The organism is Cellulomonas sp. NPDC058312, from assembly GCF_042880135.1.
In the GTDB taxonomy this organism is placed as follows: domain Bacteria; phylum Actinomycetota; class Actinomycetes; order Actinomycetales; family Cellulomonadaceae; genus Cellulomonas.
In genome coordinates this window covers 841,716-859,172 of the sequence record NZ_JBHVZE010000001.1, presented here as the reverse complement: position 1 = coordinate 859,172, position 17,457 = coordinate 841,716, and the positions used below count along the sequence as shown (strand labels likewise).

The window sequence follows — 17,457 nt, the reverse complement described above, 5'->3', positions numbered from 1 at the left end:
CACCAGGGCCTGGCCTCCCGACCGGGTCAGCCGTGGTCGGGACCGCCGGGCCACGCGTCGTCCGGGTCGGCGTCCTGCCCCTCGGCGGCGAGCTCCTCGCGGACGACCCGCGACACCAGCGACCCGCCGTACCCCTTGCGCCCGAGCGCGCCGTACGCCCGGCGGAGCCGGACCTCCCGGTCCAGTCCGCGGGTGGACGCGAGCTTCTTGCGGGCGAGTGCCCGCGCGGCCTGCTCCTCGTCGTCGTCGTCGACCTGGGCGAGCGCCTCGCGCGCCGTCTCGTCGTCGACGCCGCGCCGTCGCAGCTCGAGGGACAGCGCGCGCCGGGACAGCCCGCGCTCGGCGTGCCGGCTGCGGACCAGGATCTCGGCGTAGGCGGCGTCGTCGACCAGCCCGACCTCGGTGAACCGGTCCAGCACCCGGTCGGCGACCTCCTCCGGGACGTCGCGCTTCGCCATCGCCTCGGCGAGCTGCGCGCGGCTGCGCGGTGCGCCGGTGAGCAGCCGCAGCGCGACCGAGCGCGCCACCTGCTCCGGGTCGGGCTCGGCGTCGACCCCCGCGGCACCCGACGAGGGCGGCTCGGGCGCGGGAGCACGGCCGCGCCCGCCACCGCCCGACCGACCCCAGCCGCCACCCGGGCGACCTCGACCGCGGGCCCGCTCGCGGACGGGCGCGCGGTCCGCATCGGCACCGGCGGGGTCGGCGGCGGTGTCGAGCTGGACCGCGACGGAGGGGTCGGCGGCGAGGTCGGGCGTGGTGGCGAGGTCGGGCGTGGTGGCGAGGTCGGGCGTGGTGGCGAGGTCGGGCGTGGTGGCGAGATCGGACGCGCCGCTGAGTCTGCGGCGCAGCTCCTCCGCGACCCGACGGCGCTCGTCACGGTCGAGCCTCGGCACCCCGGGGTCGTCGGTGGCGCCGAGCGGGCTCGCGTCGAGCCCGACGTCCGCGCGCGATCCGCCGGTGCGGGCGTCGGGAAACGCACCGGGGCGGGGGTCGGAGCGGGTCTCGGAGCGCGCACCGGAGTCGGCCCCGGCGCGCGCCCCGGCGCGACCCGCTGGACGTGCGGCCGCCCGGACGTCACGACCGGGCCCTCTGCTCGTGCCGATGGGCCTCGAGCCGCCCCGTCCCGCAGCGGGCACCGTCGTGCCGGCCCACGCGCTCGCCGGTGCGGGCGCGTCGTCGTCCCAGACCGACGAGCCGCTCCCGGGTACCGCGCCGGCCGACCGTCCTGGGTCGTCCGTCCACGCCGAGGGCTCGGGCGTGTCGACCGACCAGGCGGAGCCGCCGTCCTCGGCGGGCGCCCAGGCGTCGTCGGCCGCGTCGGGCTGCGCCCACGCCGTGCCGTCGGCGGCCGAGGTGCCGTCGGCCTCGGTGCCGCCGGTCGCGTCGGCGGTCCCGGCCACCGGGCTCCCCCCGTCGTCCGTCCCGCGACGCGCGGGACCCGCGGGGTTCGTCGCCCCCGCGGGTCCCAGGCCGTCGTCGGACGGGTCGTGCGCGGTCGGCATCAGAAGTCGACCTTGACCTCCGCACCCGCGGGCGCCTCGACCTTCACACCGATCCCGAGCTTCTCCTTGATCTTGCGCTCGAGCTCGTTCGCGAGCTCGGGGTTGTCGCGCAGGAACCCGCGCGCGTTCTCCTTGCCCTGGCCGAGCTGGTCGCCGTCGTAGGTGAACCAGGAGCCGGACTTGCGGACGAACCCGTGCTCGACGCCCATGTCGATCAGCCCGCCCTCACGGGAGATGCCGACGCCGTAGAGGATGTCGAACTCGGCCTGCTTGAACGGCGGGGCCATCTTGTTCTTGACGATCTTGATGCGGGTCCGGTTGCCGACCGCGTCGGTGCCCTCCTTGAGGGTCTCGATGCGGCGGATGTCCATCCGGACGGACGCGTAGAACTTCAGCGCCTTGCCACCGGTGGTGGTCTCGGGCGATCCGAAGAACACGCCGATCTTCTCGCGCAGCTGGTTGATGAAGATCGCGGTGGTGCCGGAGGCGTTGAGCGCACCGGTGATCTTGCGCAGCGCCTGGGACATGAGGCGGGCCTGGAGACCGACGTGGCTGTCGCCCATCTCGCCCTCGATCTCCGCCTTCGGCACCAGGGCGGCGACGGAGTCGATGACGATGACGTCGATCGCGCCGGAGCGGATCAGCATGTCCATGATCTCGAGCGCCTGCTCGCCGGTGTCCGGCTGCGACACGAGGAGCGCGTCGGTGTCGACACCGAGCTTCTTGGCGTAGTCGGGGTCGAGCGCGTGCTCGGCGTCGATGAACGCCGCGATGCCGCCGGCCTTCTGCGCGTTGGCGACGGCGTGCAGCGCGACGGTCGTCTTGCCGGAGGACTCCGGGCCGTAGATCTCGACGACACGGCCCTTGGGCAGCCCGCCGATGCCGAGCGCGACGTCCAGCGCGATGGAGCCGGTGGGGATGACCTCGACGGGGGCGCGGCCGTCGTCGCCGAGGCGCATGATCGAGCCCTTGCCGAACTGGCGGTCGATCTGGCTGAGGGCGGCCTCGAGGGCCTTCTCGCGGTCCTGGGGAGCGGGCATGGTGTCCACCTGTTCGTCTGTCGTGCAGCGTCGCGCTGCGCCTGCAAGGGCTGGTCTCCGTGTCGTGCGGTGACGCTATGCCCGACCACCGACATGCACCCCGCGGCCGTCCACAACCCGCGCTCCCCTCCCCGTTGTGGAGGGCTCGCGGGCCGCGTCGGACCTCGCGGCGCGTCACCGGGGACCACACTAGCCGAACACCTGTTCGATCGGCGCACCGCCGTCCACCGGCGCGTCGCGGCGGCACGGCACCACCCTCAGGCGGTCCCGGCGCCCGCTCCCAGCAGCTCGACCCGCTCCCCCAGGCGCGCCGCACCGCCCGGTTCGAGCAGCACCGGCTCGACCAGGCCGCGACGCGCCAGCGCGTGCACGAACGCCGGCCCGGCGCGGTCCATCCACCCGGGCGGCAGCCGCCGCGACACCGGCGCGTGCAGCGTGCCCCAGTGCACCGGCACGGCCCGCCGCGCGCCCAGGGACTCGCACACCGCCGCCGCCTGCACCGGGTCCATGTGGCCGCCCGACAGCCGGGGTCCCCAGCCGCCCACCGGCACCAGCGCGAGGTCGACCGGCCCGCCCGCCAGCTCGGGAAGCCGGCGCATCGCGGGGTAGGGCGCGGTGTCGCCGGCGAACCACACCCGCACGCCCGGGGCGACGACGAGGAACCCGTGCGCGCTGTTCGGCCGGTGCGGCATCGGCCGGTCGCCGTGCACCGCGGGGACCTGGCGCACCCGGACGTCGGTGCCGGGCACCGGCCACCACTCGTCGTCGGCCAGCCCCGTCGCCCCGCCGATCCCGTGCCGCCCGAGCCAGTGCGCGGCCGCCGGCGCCGTGAGCACCGGCACGCCGTCCAGGAGCCGCAGCGAGCCGAGCTCCGCGTGGTCGTGGTGCAGGTGGGAGACCAGGACCGCGGAGGCACCCGCCCAGTGCTCGCGGCGCGGCGGTCCCGGGCGTCGGCGCAGCAGCCCGGCGTGCGGGCGCAGCAGCGGGTCGGTGAGCACGCGCGCGCCGCCGAGGTCGAGCACGAGGCTCGCGTGCCCCAGCCACCGGACGGTCACCGCGGCGGGCTCGTCGGCGGTCACCGTGCCACCCCGTCCCCGGTCCCCGGTCCGTCCCGGGTGCCCGCCCCGTCCCCCGTAGCCGCCGCGTCCGCCGCCGCGGCCTCGTCCCCGGGTCGCAGCCCCAGCGACCGGGCCCACCGCAGCAGCTGCTCGTGCACGCGGTCCGCGCCGACGGGCACCGGCGTCCCGTCGACGTCGGACAGCAGGTCGTCGTCGAGCGGCAGCCCGACGGGGTGCAGCAGCAGCGCGAGGTTCTGCGCCCCGCCGAGCCCGCCGTGCGAGCCGACCTGGCCCTCGAACGCGTGCACGTGCCCGGCGGGCGTCACGTCGGACAGCACCACGAGGTCCCCGACGTGCGGCAGCCGCCCGAGCCGGCGCAGGTCCGCCGCGGCCTGCCCGCCGTAGCGCGCGACGGGGTCGACGCCCTCGACGACCGCGCCGCCCTCGGCCTCCAGCCAGCGGATGCCGCCCGGCCCGACGGCCATCAGCCCGCGGGCCGCCGTGTCCACGACGACCAGGCCGATCCTCGGGGTGGCGGCCAGCCCGCGGACCAGGCCGGGCCACCGCTGCTCGACCTCCTCGAGCACGGGCCGGCGGTCGAGCCGGGGGAACCACACCATGCCGAGGTTGCCCGACCCGGCGACAGCGACGTCGGGGCTGGCCGGGGCGCCCTCGGCGGGGGCGTCGGCGCGCCGGTCCCGGCCGGGCGGTCCGAGCACCACCGAGCGGTCCGTCCCCGGGCGGACGCCCGAGGAGCTGAGGAACGCGTTCAGCGGCCCCCACTCCTCGTCCGCGGCCGCCTGCACGGCGTCGAGGCCGGGGTCGGCCATCAGCCCCCGCACGACCTCGACCAGCGTGCGCCCTCCGGCCTGCTCGAACGTCGCCCCCAGGGTCTGCCCGTGGTCCGAGAGCACGACGACCCGGTAGTCCCGCGGGGCCGCCTCGACGACCCGGGACAGCGTGTCGAGGACGCCGTCCAGGCCCTCGAGAGCCCGCAGCGCCTCGGGCCGGGTGGGTCCGGCGTGGTGCGCGATCTCGTCGTAGTCGACCAGGTCGACGAACACGACGGGCGCCCCGCGCACCAGCTGCTCGGCGACCAGCGACGTGGCGAGGTCCCGCAGCAGCACGTTCGTGACCCCGCGCAGCACGACGTACCAGCCGCGGCGCGGGACCCGCGGGCGCACGTCGCGCAGCCGCTGGCGACGCCCCTGGTACAGCTCCTTGACCATCTCCCCGAGCGTGAGCGTGACCGCGCGGGTCAGCACGAACGGGCTGGCGAAGAACCGCAGGTACGACGTGCCGGGCCCGATGCCGCGCCGGGCCTGGCTCATCACGAGCAGCTGGCGCTCCGCGTCGCCGGAGAACATCGTGGACACCGCCGCTCCCCCGTCCGCGAGCAGCCCGCGCCCGTCCGACAGCCGCCGCTCGACCAAGGCCGCGTCGTCGGGGTGGTTGGTCACGACCAGCCGGCCGACGTCGCGGTCCCACCAGCGGAACGACGGCACCGCGTCGGCTGCCCCGTGCAGCAGCCCCGCCTGGCTCGCGGGGGTGGTGCACGGCACCTGCGCCCACCAGCCGTGCAGGTGGTGGGAGCCGTCCGCGACCCAGCGCGCCGTCGTCGGGACCAGACCGGCGTCGACGGCCTGGGCGAGCACGGGAGCGGCGACGCCGTCCAGCTGGACGACCAGCAGGCCCGGCGGGCGGTCGTCGCCGTGGCCGGCCCCCTCACCGGCGCGGCGCGCGCGGGACCGGGCCCGGCGCAGCACGTCGCCGACGACGTAGTCGGAGTCCGCGGCGCCCCAGACCCAGCGGCCCACGGCCATGACGCAGCCGGTGATGACCAGCACCGGCAGCACCGCCCAGCCGTTCGCCACGTGCAGCCCCGGCACGACCCGTAGCGCGAGCCAGGCCACGAGCACCTGCGCGCCGAGCCCGGCGACCAGCGCCCCCATCGCCCCGCCGACCCGCGCGAGCACGCGCAGCGACGGCCGCAGCACCAGGTCCCCGACCGCCACGACCAGCGCGGCGAGCAGCACCGCGCCGGGGTTGTCGGCCGAGACGCCGTCGACCACCGCGAGCGCCGCGCCCAGCCCGACGGCGGTGGCGACCAGGCCCAGCAGGGCGTCGCCGACGTCGCTGAGCGTGACCGACCACCGGGACCGGTGCGGGACCACGGAGGGCACGGGGCCAGCGTGCCACGCGCCGCTCGTGCGCAGGGGCGGGACGGGCGTCGGGGGCGGATCGGGGCCCGGGGGTGGATCAGCGCCGCGAGGGCGGGGCCTGCCGGTGCCGGTCGTCGCCCCAGCGCTGCGGGTCGGGGATGTCGAGCTCGTCGCAGAGCGCGTGCCAGACGTCCCGCGGCTCGACGCCGGCGTCGAGCGCCTGCTCGGGCGTGCGGTCGTCGAGCCGGGGCAGCACGAGCTCGCGCACCAGGGCGCGCCCGTGCGCGCTGCCGAGCACCTCGTCGACCAGCAGCCAGAACTCCCGATGCCGCACCGTGCTTCCTCCTCGTCCGACGGGCCGCGCGGTCACGAGACCGCCGGGCGAGCGTACGCGCGGCGCGGTGCCCCGTCAGCCGCGCGTGGTCGGCAGCGCGTGGAACCAGCCGCTCGCGGCCGCGAGCACCAGGACCGGCGCCCGGTAGGTCCGGTCACCGTCGACGACCACCTCGAGCTCCGACGGCAGCGGGTTGCCCAGCACGAGCGCGACGACGTGCGCCACCGGCCCCTGCGAGCGCACCCGGCGCCGCGCCCGTCCGCCCAGCAGGGCGTCGACGACCGCGACCACGTCCTGCCGGGGCACCTCGAGGTCGACGGTGTCCTCGACACGCACGGTGTCGGGTCCTGCGGCCTGGAGCTGCACCGCCACGACGGGCGAGCCCTCCAGCACCACGACCAGCCGGCGGCGGGCCGCGGCCTCCGGCGGGTCGTCCGCCTCCCACGGGTCGACCTCCGGCACCGGGGCGGGCGGGCGGCCGTACCGGGCTCCCACCGCCCAGAGCCCGCGCACCGTCGCCTGCGTCTCCTCGTCGACCGCCATGCTCGATCGTGGCACGTCGGGCCCGGCACCCGCGCGCGTGTCGGTGCCCCGGGACACAATGGCGCGGTGACCCCAACCCCGCCGACCGCCACCACCGGCGAGGACGTCCTCTCCCGGTTCTCGGAGCCGACCCAGGACTGGTTCCGCGGCGCGTTCGCGGAGCCCACCGCCGCGCAGGCCGGTGCGTGGGACGCGGTGTCCACCGGGCGGCACGCGCTGGTCGTCGCGCCGACCGGGTCGGGCAAGACGCTCGCGGCGTTCCTGTGGGCGCTGGACCGGATCACCTCGACCCCGCCGGACGCCGACGCCGACCCCCTGACCCGGTGCCGGGTGCTGTACGTGTCGCCGCTGAAGGCGCTGGCGACCGACGTCGAGCGGAACCTCCGCTCGCCGCTGGTGGGCGTGCGGCAGGCGGCGACCCGGCGCGGGCTGACGCTGCCCGACGTGCAGGTCGGCGTCCGCACCGGAGACACCCCGCCGAACGAGCGGCGCGCGTTCGCGACCAAGCCGCCGGACATCCTCATCACGACGCCCGAGTCGCTGTTCCTCGTCCTGACCTCCCAGGCGCGGGCGGGCCTGTCGGGCGTCCAGACGGTGATCCTCGACGAGATCCACGCGGTCGCCGGCACCAAGCGCGGCGCGCACCTCGCCGTGTCCCTGGAGCGCCTGGACGCGCTGCTCGACCGCCCTGGCGGCCCCGGCCCCGCGCAGCGCGTCGGGCTGTCCGCGACCGTGACCCCCGTGGACCGTGTGGCGGCGTTCCTCGCCGGCGGCCGCGCGCCCGCCGACCACGGGCGCGAGGTGGTCGTGGTGCAGCCGCCGTCGACCAAGGAGATCCGGGTCGACGTGGTCGTCCCCGTCCCCGACCTGACCGACCTCGGCGCGCCGTTGCCCGAGGACCCGTCGCGCCCGCCGCGCGCCCCTCGCACCCCGAGCCCGGACGACGTCGCCCCGCTCGCCCCCGGCGAGGCCGACCTCACCGGTCAGGCCGCGAGCGCCGGCGGCACCCGCCCGTCCATCTGGCCGCACGTGGAGGAGCGCGTCGTCGACCTCGTCGCCGACCACCGCTCGACGCTCGTGTTCACCAACTCCCGGCGCGGCGCGGAGCGGCTGACCGCCCGGATGAACGAGGTCTGGGCCGAGCGGCAGGGCGAGGACGTGCCCGACCCCGGCGGGCTCTGGGCGGCGCAGGCCACGGGCCAGTCGGGCACGGCCGTCGGCGTCGACACCCGCGACGCGGGCACGATCATCGCGCGCGCCCACCACGGGTCGATGAGCCGCGCGGAGCGCACCCGCACGGAGTCCGAGCTCAAGGCCGGGCTGCTGCCCGCGGTGGTCGCGACCAGCTCGCTCGAGCTCGGCATCGACATGGGTGCGGTCGACCTGGTGGTCCAGGTCGGCGCCCCGCCGTCGGCGGCCAGCGGCCTGCAGCGCATCGGGCGCGCGGGCCACCAGGTCGGTGCGGTCTCGCACGGCGTGGTGTTCCCGACCTTCCGCGGCGACCTGGTGCCCGCCGCGGTCACGGCGCTGCGGATGCGCGCGGGGCAGATCGAGCCCCTGCACGTGCTGACCAACCCGCTCGACGTGCTCGCGCAGCAGGTCGTCGCGATGGTGGCGACGGAGGACTGGACCGTCCCGGAGCTCGCCGCCGTGGTCCGCCGGTCCGCGCCGTTCGCCACGCTCGGCGACGCGACGCTGCGGGCCGTGCTGGACATGCTCGCCGGCCGGTACCCGAGCGAGGAGTTCGCGGAGCTGCGCCCCCGCATCGTCTGGGACCGCGCGACCGACGTGATCAGCGCGCGGCCCGGCGCCCTGCGGCTCGCGGTGACCAGCGGCGGCACCATCCCCGACCGCGGCCTGTACGGCGTGTTCCTGGCCTCGGGCTCGGAGACGGCCGACGTGCCGTCCGACCCCGAGCGCGCCGGCGGCCGCACCCGCGGGGGCAAGCGGGTCGGCGAGCTCGACGAGGAGATGGTCTACGAGTCCCGGGTCGGGGACACCTTCACGCTCGGGTCGAGCACCTGGCGGATCGAGGACATCACCCCCGACCGCGTGCTCGTGACCCCCGCCCCCGGCGTGCCCGGGCGGCTGCCGTTCTGGAAGGGCGACTCCCAGGGCCGGCCGGCGTCGCTCGGCCGCGCGATGGGCGCGTGGTCCCGCGAGGTCGCCGAGCTGCCCGACGAGGCCGCCCGCACCCGCGTGCAGGAGGCGGGGCTCGACGCGTGGGCCGCGGACAACCTCCTGGGCTACCTGCGCGAGCAGCGGGAGGCCACGGGCGTCCTGCCGAGCGACGTCACCGTCGTGGTCGAGCGGTTCCGGGACGAGCTCGGGGACTGGCGCGTCGTCGTGCACTCGCCTTTCGGCGCGCGGGTGCACGCGCCGTGGGCCCTGGTGCTCGGCGCCCGGCTGCGCGAGCGGTTCGGGATCGACGCCGCCGCGATGCACGCGGACGACGGCATCGTGCTGCGTCTGCCGGACATGCTCGCGGCGGCGGCCGACCCGGTCGGCGACCTGCTGGGCTGGTCCGCCCCCGACGCGTCGCCGGGCGGGCTCGACGACGCCGCACCCGTCGACGCCGCCGACCTGCTGATCGAGCCCGACGAGGTCCCCGACGCCGTGCGGGCCGAGCTGGGCGGCTCCGCGATGTTCGGCGCGCGGTTCCGCGAGGCCGCGGCGCGCGCGCTGCTGCTCCCCCGCCGCCGGCCCGACCGCCGCCAGCCCCTGTGGCAGCAGCGGCAGCGCTCCGCCCAGCTGCTGAGCGTCGCGTCCCGGTACCCGGACTTCCCGATCCTGCTGGAGGCCGTGCGCGAGTGCCTGCAGGACGACTTCGACATCGACGCGCTGGTCGAGCTCATGCGCGACGTCTCCGCCGGCCGGGTCCGGGTCGTCGAGGTGACCACCACCCGGCCGTCGCCGTTCGCCCAGTCGCTGCTGTTCGGGTACACCGCGCAGTTCCTCTACGACGGCGACGCCCCGCTGGCCGAGCGCCGGGCCGCCGCCCTGACCCTCGACCCGACGCTGCTGGACGAGCTGCTCGGCAGCGGGGGCGGCTCCCAGATCGCGGACCTGCTCGACCCCGACGCGGTGCTGCGCACGGAGGCCGAGGTCTCCGGCACGGACCCGGAGCGGCAGGCCCGGACCGTCGAGCAGGTGGCCGACGTCGTCCGGAGGCACGGACCGCTCCCCCTCGCGGGCGTCGAGGCCCGCACCCGCGAGGACGTCCGCACGGAGGTCGCGGGCTGGCTCGCCGACCTCGAGCAGGCGCGGCGGCTGATCCGGGTGCGGATCTCCGGCGTGCCCGTCGGGGACGGGGACCAGTGGGCGGCCGTCGAGGACGCCGGGCGGCTGCGGGACGCGCTCGGGGTGGCACTGCCCGTGGGGGTGCCCGAGGTGTTCACCGAGGTGCTGCCGGACCCGCTCGGGGACCTGCTGCGCCGGCACGCGCGCACCCACGGCCCGTTCACCGCCGCGCAGGCGGCCGCCCGGTTCGGGCTCGGCACCGCCGTCGCCCAGTCCGCCCTGCGGCCGCTGGAGCGCGCGGGCGTCGTCGTGCAGGGCCGGCTGCGGCCGGACGCGCTGGGCGGCACCGGGGACGAGTACTGCGACGCCGACGTGCTGCGGACCCTGCGGCGCCGGTCGCTCGCGGCGCTGCGCTCCGAGGTCGAGCCCGTCCCGCAGGTCGCGCTCGGGCGGTTCCTGCCGGCCTGGCAGCACGCCACCGGCCGGCCCGGACCCGGCGCGCTGCGTGGCGTCGACGGGCTGGCGCGCGCCGTCGAGCAGCTGGCCGGCGCCGCCGTGCCCGCCTCCGCGCTGGAGACGCTGGTGCTGCCCGCGCGCGTGACCGGCTACTCCCCGGCGCTGCTCGACGAGCTGACCGCCGCGGGCGAGGTCCTCTGGGCGGGGCACGCCACGCTGCCCGGCAAGGACGGGCTGGTCAGCCTGCACCTCGCCGCGACCGCCGACCTCACGCTCCCGATGATCACGCCGCCCGACCAGGAGTCCGCCGGGCTGCTCGACACGCCGGTGCACCGGGCGCTCGTCGAGGCGCTGCGCGGCGGCGGCGCGTACTTCGTCGGCGCCCTGGCCACGCGGGTCGCGGACGTCCTCGGCCCGGACGACGCCACGTCGCAGACCACCCTCCAGGCCACCCTGGTCGACGCGCTCTGGGACCTGGTGTGGGCGGGCCTGGTGACGAACGACGGCCTCGCTCCCCTGCGCGCCCGGCTCGCCGGCGGGAGGACCGCGCACCGCACGGCGTCGGCGACGCCCCCCCGGGCCCGGGCGCTGACCATGGGCCGCTACGGCCGGGGCTCGGGCCTCGGGCTGCGGGGGCCGGGGTCGGGCGCCGCGTCCTCCGGGGTCGGTGGCCGTGGGCCCGGCGCCGGCGGCGAGGCGGGCGGCCGCTGGTCGATGCTGCCCGAGCGCGAGCCCGACCCGACCCGGCGCGCGCACGCCCTCGCGGCGCAGCTGCTCGACCGGCACGGTGTCCTCACCCGCGCGGTCGCCCCCGCGGAGGGCATCGCCGGGCAGTTCGCGCCGGTCTACCGCGTGCTCGCCGCCCTCGAGCAGGCCGGCCAGGTGCGGCGCGGCTACTTCGTCGAGCACCTCGGCGGCTCGCAGTTCGCGCTGCCGGGGGCGGTCGACCAGCTGCGCGGCGACGCGCGCCAGCTCGAGCGGATCGCCGAGCAGTCCGTCCCCGCCGACGCCGACCGCGCCGTCGTGCTGCTGGCCGCGACCGACCCCGCGAACCCGTACGGCGCGGCGCTCGGCTGGCCCGTCCGGGCCGACGCCCCCACCGGGCACCGCCCGGGCCGCAAGGCGGGGTCGGTGGTCGTGCTCGTCGACGGGGCGCTCGTGCTCTACCTCGAGCGCGGCGGTCGGACCGTCCTGACCTTCACCGACGACGAGACCGCCCTGCGGCTCGCCACCGCCCGGCTCGCGGACGCCGTGCGCGACGGGCACCTCGGGCGCGTGACCCTGGTCCGGGGTGACGGCGAGGAGCTGCTCAGCGGCGGCGTCGAGTCCACGGCCCTCGGCCGGGCGCTCACCCTCGCCGGCTTCGCGCCGACGCCGCGGGGCATGCGGCTGCGGGGCGCGCGGTGACGCGCGGACGGCCGACGAGGCGCGGACGCCTGGTGGCGCGCGGTGCCTGAGGGCGACATCCTCCGGCGCACGGCGACCCGCCTGGACCAGGCCCTCGCCGGTCGCGAGCTCGTCCGGTCCGACCTGCGCTGGCCGACGGCCGCGACCGTCGACCTCGTCGGCCGGACCGTCCTCGGCACCGCGTCCTACGGCAAGCACCTGCTCACGAGGTTCGACGACGGCCGCACCCTGCACACCCACCTGCGGATGGACGGGTCCTGGCGGGTGGCCCGCACGGGCTCACCGGGCGCCCGCGCGGCGAGCCCCGCCGTCCGGGCGGTGCTGGCGAACGCCACCTGGACGGCCGTCGGCGAGCTGATCGGGATGCTCGACGTGGTGGCGACCCGCGACGAGCACACCCTGATCGGGCACCTCGGCCCCGACCTGCTCGCGGACGACTTCGAGCCCGACGGCCTCGCGGAGGCGCTGCGCCGGTGGGCGGCCCGCGGCGCGACCCCGGTGTGCGAGGTGCTGCTCGACCAGACCGTCGTCGCCGGCATCGGCACGATCTACATGGCCGACTCCCTGTTCCTGGAGAAGATCTGGCCGTGGACCCCCGCCGACGAGGTCCCCGACCCCGGCCGGCTGCTCCGGGTGGCGCGCGCGATCATGCAGCGCTCGGTGGGGACGTCCACCCCGTCCACGACCGGCGAGGTGTACCGCGGCCGGACCACGTGGGTGCACGGACGGCTCCGCGAGCCGTGCCGCCGCTGCGGCGCCCCCGTCCGCCGCGGCCTCGCCGGCCACCCCCCGACGGAGCGCCCCGCGTACTTCTGCGGCGTCTGCCAACGACCCCCCACCTGACGGCCCACCCGCGCGAGTGGATCCATCCTGGCCGACACACCGGCGCGTCGGACGGGATGGATCCACTCGTGCCGCGGGAGTAGGCCCCGCACGCGGCGACGCCCGGTCGCGCGCCCCCGGTGGGGCGGGTGCGACCGGGCGTCGGACGTCCGGGGTGGGCTCAGCCGATCGGCGCGAGCTCCGCCCGCTGACGGGCCCAGGCCCGGTCCTGCCGGGCGAGTGCCGACGCGAGGTCCGCGGGGACGGTGTCGGGGATCAGCAGACCCTCGGCCACCGCGATGCGGTCGCTCACCTCGCGCAGCACGATCGACAGCGGGGTGTCGAGCGCGTCGCAGATGCTGGCCAGCAGCTCCGACGACGCCTCCTTCTGCCCGCGCTCGACCTCGCTGAGGTACCCCAGCGACACGCGGGCCGCGGAGGACACCTCGCGCAGCGTCCGGCCCTGCCGCTGCCGGGCGTTCCGCAGCACGTCACCGATCTCACGGCGCAACACGACCATCTGGCGTCCCCCCTTCGTGTCCCGTTCCTGCTCCTGCCGTCCCGCCGGAGCGCCCAGGGGCGCCTTCCTGACGAGCGCGGCACCCTTGTGGCTCCGCTCAGGGAGGGTCCCACCGTACAGGTCGCCGCCGACACGGGCAGTGCCGGGGCGGGTGGTCGGTCTGGTGTTCCTCACGTGATGCCCAACGCGGAGGGACCCTCCGGTGTTCCCGGGCCGCCCGGGGCGTCCGCCGACCGGACGGCGTCGACCGCCTCGCGCAGCACGGCGGCGCAGGTCGCGGCGCGGATCCCGGCACGGTCCCCGACCAGGGCCAGCGTCCGCACCACGGTGCCCGCCGGGGTCGCGACCGCGATGTGCACCGTGCCGGGTGAAAACCCGTCCTGCGGGTCCGGGCCGGCGACCCCGGTCGTGCTGAGCCCCACGTCGGCGCCGAGCACGCCGCGCACGCGCTCGGCCATCTGCCGGGCGACGCCGGGGTGCACCGCGCCGTGCGCCGCGAGCAGGTCGGCGTCGACGCCGAGCACCGAGGCCTTCGCGTCGGTGGCGTAGGCCACGACCCCGCCGCGGACCGACCGCGACGCGCCCGGGACGTCCACGAGCGCGGCGACGACCTGGCCCCCGGTCAGGGACTCGGCGGTCGCGACGGACCAGGACCGCTCCCGCAGCGCGGCCAGCAGCGCCTGCGCGGCCTCGGGCGCGTCCGGGTGCGCCGACGGGGTCGCCGGGCCGGTCGCCTCCGGACCCGTCACCGGCGTGGCGTCACCGCGTCGGGCCCGCTCCCGGGTCCTCCGGGCCGGTGCCCCGGGGCCGCGGCGTCGTCGGGGACGTCCCCGGCGGGCGCGGTCGTCCCGGTCTCGGCGGCGCGCCGCGCGACGTCGTGCCCGCCCGCGGCGGCCTCGCGCCGCACGCGGACCGCGGTGCGCACGTAGTCGGCGCCGGTGACCAGGGTGACGACCACGGCCACGCCCATCAGGACGCTCGCGATCACGAGGGCGAACGTCGGCAGGTGGTCGAGCGGCAGCAGGAACGCGCCGACGGCCACGGACTGCATGACGGTCTTGATCTTGCCGCCGCGCGAGGCCGGCAGCACGACGTACCGGAGCAGGAAGAACCGCATCACGGTGATGCCGAGCTCACGCACGAGGATCGCGGCGGTCACCCACCAGCTGAGGTCCCCGAGCCAGGACAGCGCGACCAGCGCGGACCCGATCAGCGCCTTGTCGGCGATCGGGTCGAGCATCTTGCCCAGGTCGGTGACCAGGCCCATCCGCCGCGCGAGGTACCCGTCGACCCGGTCGGTCGCGGCCGCGAGCACGAACAGCCCGGTCGCGACGAGCCGCCAGGTCACGTCCTGCCCGCCGTCGACCAGCAGGGTCCACGCGAAGAACGGCACCACGACGATGCGCAGCACCGTGACGAGGTTGGCGACGTTCCACGGCGAAGGGCGGCTCACCCGCCACAGCCTACGGGGCGGGGCGCCTCACGTCGGAATCGCGGGCGCCCGCCCCGGGACTCCCGCTCAGCGCAGGTCGTCCGCGTCGTCGTGGTAGTCGACCGCCTCGGGCGGCTCCCCCGGCATCCGGCCCTCGGGCGCGGCGTACCGGTCGTCGCCGCCGGACGGGGCAGCCGCGGCGCCCGGCTCGGGCTCGCCGCGGAGCATCGCGAGCGTCCCCGGCAGGTCGTCGGGCTGCACCATCACCTCGCGGGCCTTCGACCCCTCGGAGGGACCGACGATCTCGCGGGACTCGAGCAGGTCCATCAGCCGACCGGCCTTCGCGAACCCGACCCGGAGCTTGCGCTGGAGCATCGACGTGGAGCCGAACTGCGTCGTGACGACGAGCTCGGCGGCCTGCAGCAGCAGGTCCAGGTCGTCGCCGATGTCCTCGTCGACCTGCTTCTTCACCGCGGCGACGGCGACGTCCTCGCGGTAGACGGGCTTGAGCTGGGTCTTCACGTGCTGGACGACCGCGTGGATCTCGCTCTCGGAGACCCAGGCCCCCTGCGTGCGCATCGGCTTCGCGGCGCCCATCGGCAGGAACAGCGCGTCGCCCTGGCCGATCAGCTTCTCGGCGCCGGGCTGGTCGAGCACGACGCGGGAGTCGGTGAGCGACGAGGTGGCGAACGCGAGGCGGGACGGCACGTTGGCCTTGATGAGGCCGGTGACGACGTCGACCGACGGCCGCTGCGTGGCGAGCACCAGGTGGATGCCGGCGGCGCGCGCGAGCTGGGTGATCCGCTGGATCGAGGCCTCGACGTCGCGCGGCGCGACCATCATGAGGTCGGCGAGCTCGTCGACGATCACGAGCAGGTACGGGTACGCGGCGATCTTGCGCTCGGAGCCCGGCAGCGGCTTGACCTTGCCGGCCTTGACCGCGGCGTTGAAGTCGTCGATGTGCTTGAACCCGAACATCGCGAGGTCGTCGTAGCGCGCCTCCATCTCCCGGACCACCCACTCGAGGGCCTCGGCGGCCTTCTTCGGGTTGGTGATGATCGGGGTGATGAGGTGCGGGATGCCCTCGTAGACCGTGAGCTCGACGCGCTTCGGGTCGACCAGCACCATGCGGACCTGGTCGGGGGTCGACCGCATGAGGATCGACACGATCATCGAGTTCACGAACGACGACTTGCCGGCTCCGGTCGCACCGGCGACGAGCATGTGCGGCATCTTCGCGAGGTTCGCGACGACGTAGCCGCCCTCGACGTCCTTGCCGACGCCGATCACCATCGGGTGCTCGGTGCGCCGGGACGCGCTGGACCGGAGCACGTCGCCGAGCGACACGGTCTCGCGGTCGGTGTTCGGGATCTCGATGCCGATGGCGGACTTGCCGGGGATCGGCGACAGGATGCGCACGTCGGCGCTGGCGACGGCGTACGCGATGTTCTTGCTCAGGGCGGTGACGCGCTCGACCTTGACGCCCTTACCGAGCTCGACCTCGTACCGGGTGACGGTCGGGCCGCGGGTGAACCCGGTGACCTGGGCGTCGATCTCGAAGTTCTCCAGCACGCTGGTCAGCGCCTCGACGACCCGGTCGTTCGCTGCGGACCGGACCTTGTGCGGCGCGCCCTTGGCGAGCACGTCCTCGGACGGCAGCGTGTACAGCACGTCGCCCTCGAGCATCGGCTGCTCGCCGCGCGGCACGCCCGTGGTGGGCGGGGCGACGGGCTCGGGGCGCGGGGTCACGTCCGGCACCTCGCCGCGCGCGCCCACGGCGGTGACCGCCTGGGTCGGTGCGGTCGGCGCGCGGGGGGCGTCGACGTCGTCGGCGAGGTCGTCCGGGTCGAGGACCGCGGTGGCGTCCTCCTCGTCGCGGCGCCGGCGGTCCACGATGGCGGCGCGCTCGAACGCCTCGTCGCCCGCGTAGCCCTCGAGCAGCGCGGCCTCCGCGGCCTCGGCGGCCTCGCGCTCCCGCTTGCGCCGGCCCAGCAGCCCCGTGCGGGCCGGCTTGGCCGGGGGCTCCTCGATCGCCGTGTGCCCGGCGTTGATGACCAGCGGCGCGTCGTCGTCCTCCTCCTCGGGGACGTCCTCGTCCCGGTGGTTGCCGGTGAGCCGGTCGTAGACGCCGCGCAGCCGCGGGCCGATCTGGTTGACGGGCGTCGCAGTGACGACGAGCACGCCGAAGAACGCGAGCAGCACCAGCAGCGGGACCGTCGCCCACGCGGTGACGAGGCTGACGAGCGGGGTGCCGACCAGGTAGCCGATGATGCCGCCCGCGTCGCGCACGGGCTCGAACCCGCCGGACGGCGCCGGCAGGTCCTGCTGGACGTGCACCAAGCCGCAGGCCGCGAGCGTGATCGCGGTGACGCCGATGCCGATCCGGGAGTTGGCCTGCTCCTCCTCGGGGTGCCGCATCAGCCGGACGGCGACGAGCACCAGCGCGAGGGGCACCGCCACGGCGACCCGGCCGAACGTGCCGGCGACGACCACGTGCACCGCGTCGGCGGCCATGCCGTCCAGGCCCCACCACTCGCGCACGGCGACCACGATGGCCAGGGCGAGCAGGAAGAACGCGGCCCCGTCCCGACGCAGGCCGGGGTCGAGGTCGCGCGCGCCGCGGCCGACCCGGCGGGCGGCACCGCCGACGACGTGCGCGGCGCCCATCCAGACGCCGCGGACCATGCGGATCGGCAGGGCCGGGCGCGACGGGGGCGGCGGCGCGGCCTTCGCACCGGAGGCGCGGGAGCCGAAACCGGACGCGCGGCCGGCCTGGGCGCCGCTGCGGGCGCGCGACCCGGCGGCCGCAGACCCGCGGGTGGCGGTGGAGGACGGACGTGCGGCCATGCTCCTCACGGTAGCCGCCGGCGCCCGTCGACCCGCGGACCTGCGCTCCGCCGAGGCGTGTCGGTGACCGGGACCACACGTCCCGCCCCCGCGG

12 protein-coding genes are annotated in these 17,457 nt (G+C 76.8%); 2 read left to right on the top strand and 10 right to left on the bottom strand.

All coding sequences use genetic code 11. The annotated features are described in order from the left end of the window. Positions 1–26: 26 nt before the first annotated feature. From ACFVXN_RS03850 to ACFVXN_RS03825, 6 genes are all read right to left on the bottom strand, one after another. Positions 27–1,502 carry a regulatory protein RecX gene (locus ACFVXN_RS03850; protein WP_389227499.1) on the bottom strand — a complete coding sequence of 492 codons (1,476 nt, stop codon included), beginning with the start codon at positions 1,500–1,502 and terminating at the stop codon, positions 27–29. Next, positions 1,502–2,542, bottom strand: coding sequence for a recombinase RecA (recA, locus tag ACFVXN_RS03845; RefSeq protein WP_389227496.1), 1,041 nt, complete (start codon positions 2,540–2,542; stop codon positions 1,502–1,504). The genes ACFVXN_RS03850 and recA overlap by 1 nt, the downstream gene beginning before the upstream one ends. A gap of 257 nt (positions 2,543–2,799) precedes the next feature. Then, complete coding sequence (locus ACFVXN_RS03840) at positions 2,800–3,621, bottom strand: MBL fold metallo-hydrolase (protein ID WP_389227494.1); 822 nt, start codon at positions 3,619–3,621, stop codon at positions 2,800–2,802. After that, positions 3,618–5,783 carry an alkaline phosphatase family protein gene (locus ACFVXN_RS03835; protein ID WP_389227491.1) on the bottom strand — a complete coding sequence of 722 codons (2,166 nt, stop codon included), beginning with the start codon at positions 5,781–5,783 and terminating at the stop codon, positions 3,618–3,620. The genes ACFVXN_RS03840 and ACFVXN_RS03835 overlap by 4 nt, the downstream gene beginning before the upstream one ends. A gap of 76 nt (positions 5,784–5,859) precedes the next feature. Further along, the gene (locus ACFVXN_RS03830; RefSeq protein ID WP_389227488.1) at positions 5,860–6,096 is read right to left on the bottom strand and encodes a DUF3046 domain-containing protein; all 237 of its coding nucleotides are present in this window, start codon (positions 6,094–6,096) and stop codon (positions 5,860–5,862) included. 75 nt (positions 6,097–6,171) lie between these two features. Continuing rightward, entirely contained in the window at positions 6,172–6,639 is a 468-nt protein-coding gene (locus ACFVXN_RS03825; RefSeq protein WP_389227486.1) for a hypothetical protein, read from the bottom strand. Between the two features lie 66 nt (positions 6,640–6,705). On the opposite strand from ACFVXN_RS03825, the gene ACFVXN_RS03820 reads away from it, so the two are divergent. After that, entirely contained in the window at positions 6,706–11,742 is a 5,037-nt protein-coding gene (locus tag ACFVXN_RS03820; protein WP_389227483.1) for an ATP-dependent helicase, read from the top strand. Between the two features lie 42 nt (positions 11,743–11,784). Beyond that, positions 11,785–12,585 carry an Fpg/Nei family DNA glycosylase gene (locus ACFVXN_RS03815; RefSeq protein WP_389227480.1) on the top strand — a complete coding sequence of 267 codons (801 nt, stop codon included), beginning with the start codon at positions 11,785–11,787 and terminating at the stop codon, positions 12,583–12,585. A gap of 160 nt (positions 12,586–12,745) precedes the next feature. On the opposite strand, the gene ACFVXN_RS03810 is transcribed toward ACFVXN_RS03815, so the two are convergent. The 4 genes from ACFVXN_RS03810 to ACFVXN_RS03795 all read right to left on the bottom strand — a co-directional run bounded on the left by ACFVXN_RS03810 (position 12,746) and on the right by ACFVXN_RS03795 (position 17,363). Beyond that, a complete protein-coding gene (locus ACFVXN_RS03810) occupies positions 12,746–13,084 on the bottom strand; it encodes a helix-turn-helix domain-containing protein (RefSeq protein WP_389227477.1) in 339 nt (112 codons plus the stop codon). A gap of 170 nt (positions 13,085–13,254) precedes the next feature. After that, complete coding sequence (locus ACFVXN_RS03805; RefSeq protein WP_389227474.1) at positions 13,255–13,833, bottom strand: CinA family protein; 579 nt, start codon at positions 13,831–13,833, stop codon at positions 13,255–13,257. Beyond that, positions 13,830–14,537 (bottom strand): CDP-diacylglycerol--glycerol-3-phosphate 3-phosphatidyltransferase, encoded by a 708-nt coding sequence (pgsA, locus tag ACFVXN_RS03800; RefSeq protein WP_389227471.1) that lies wholly within the window; start codon positions 14,535–14,537, stop codon positions 13,830–13,832. Before pgsA ends, ACFVXN_RS03805 begins: the two co-directional genes overlap by 4 nt. Positions 14,538–14,603: 66 nt before the next feature. Then, complete coding sequence (locus ACFVXN_RS03795) at positions 14,604–17,363, bottom strand: DNA translocase FtsK 4TM domain-containing protein (protein ID WP_389227468.1); 2,760 nt, start codon at positions 17,361–17,363, stop codon at positions 14,604–14,606. Positions 17,364–17,457 lie beyond the last annotated feature (94 nt).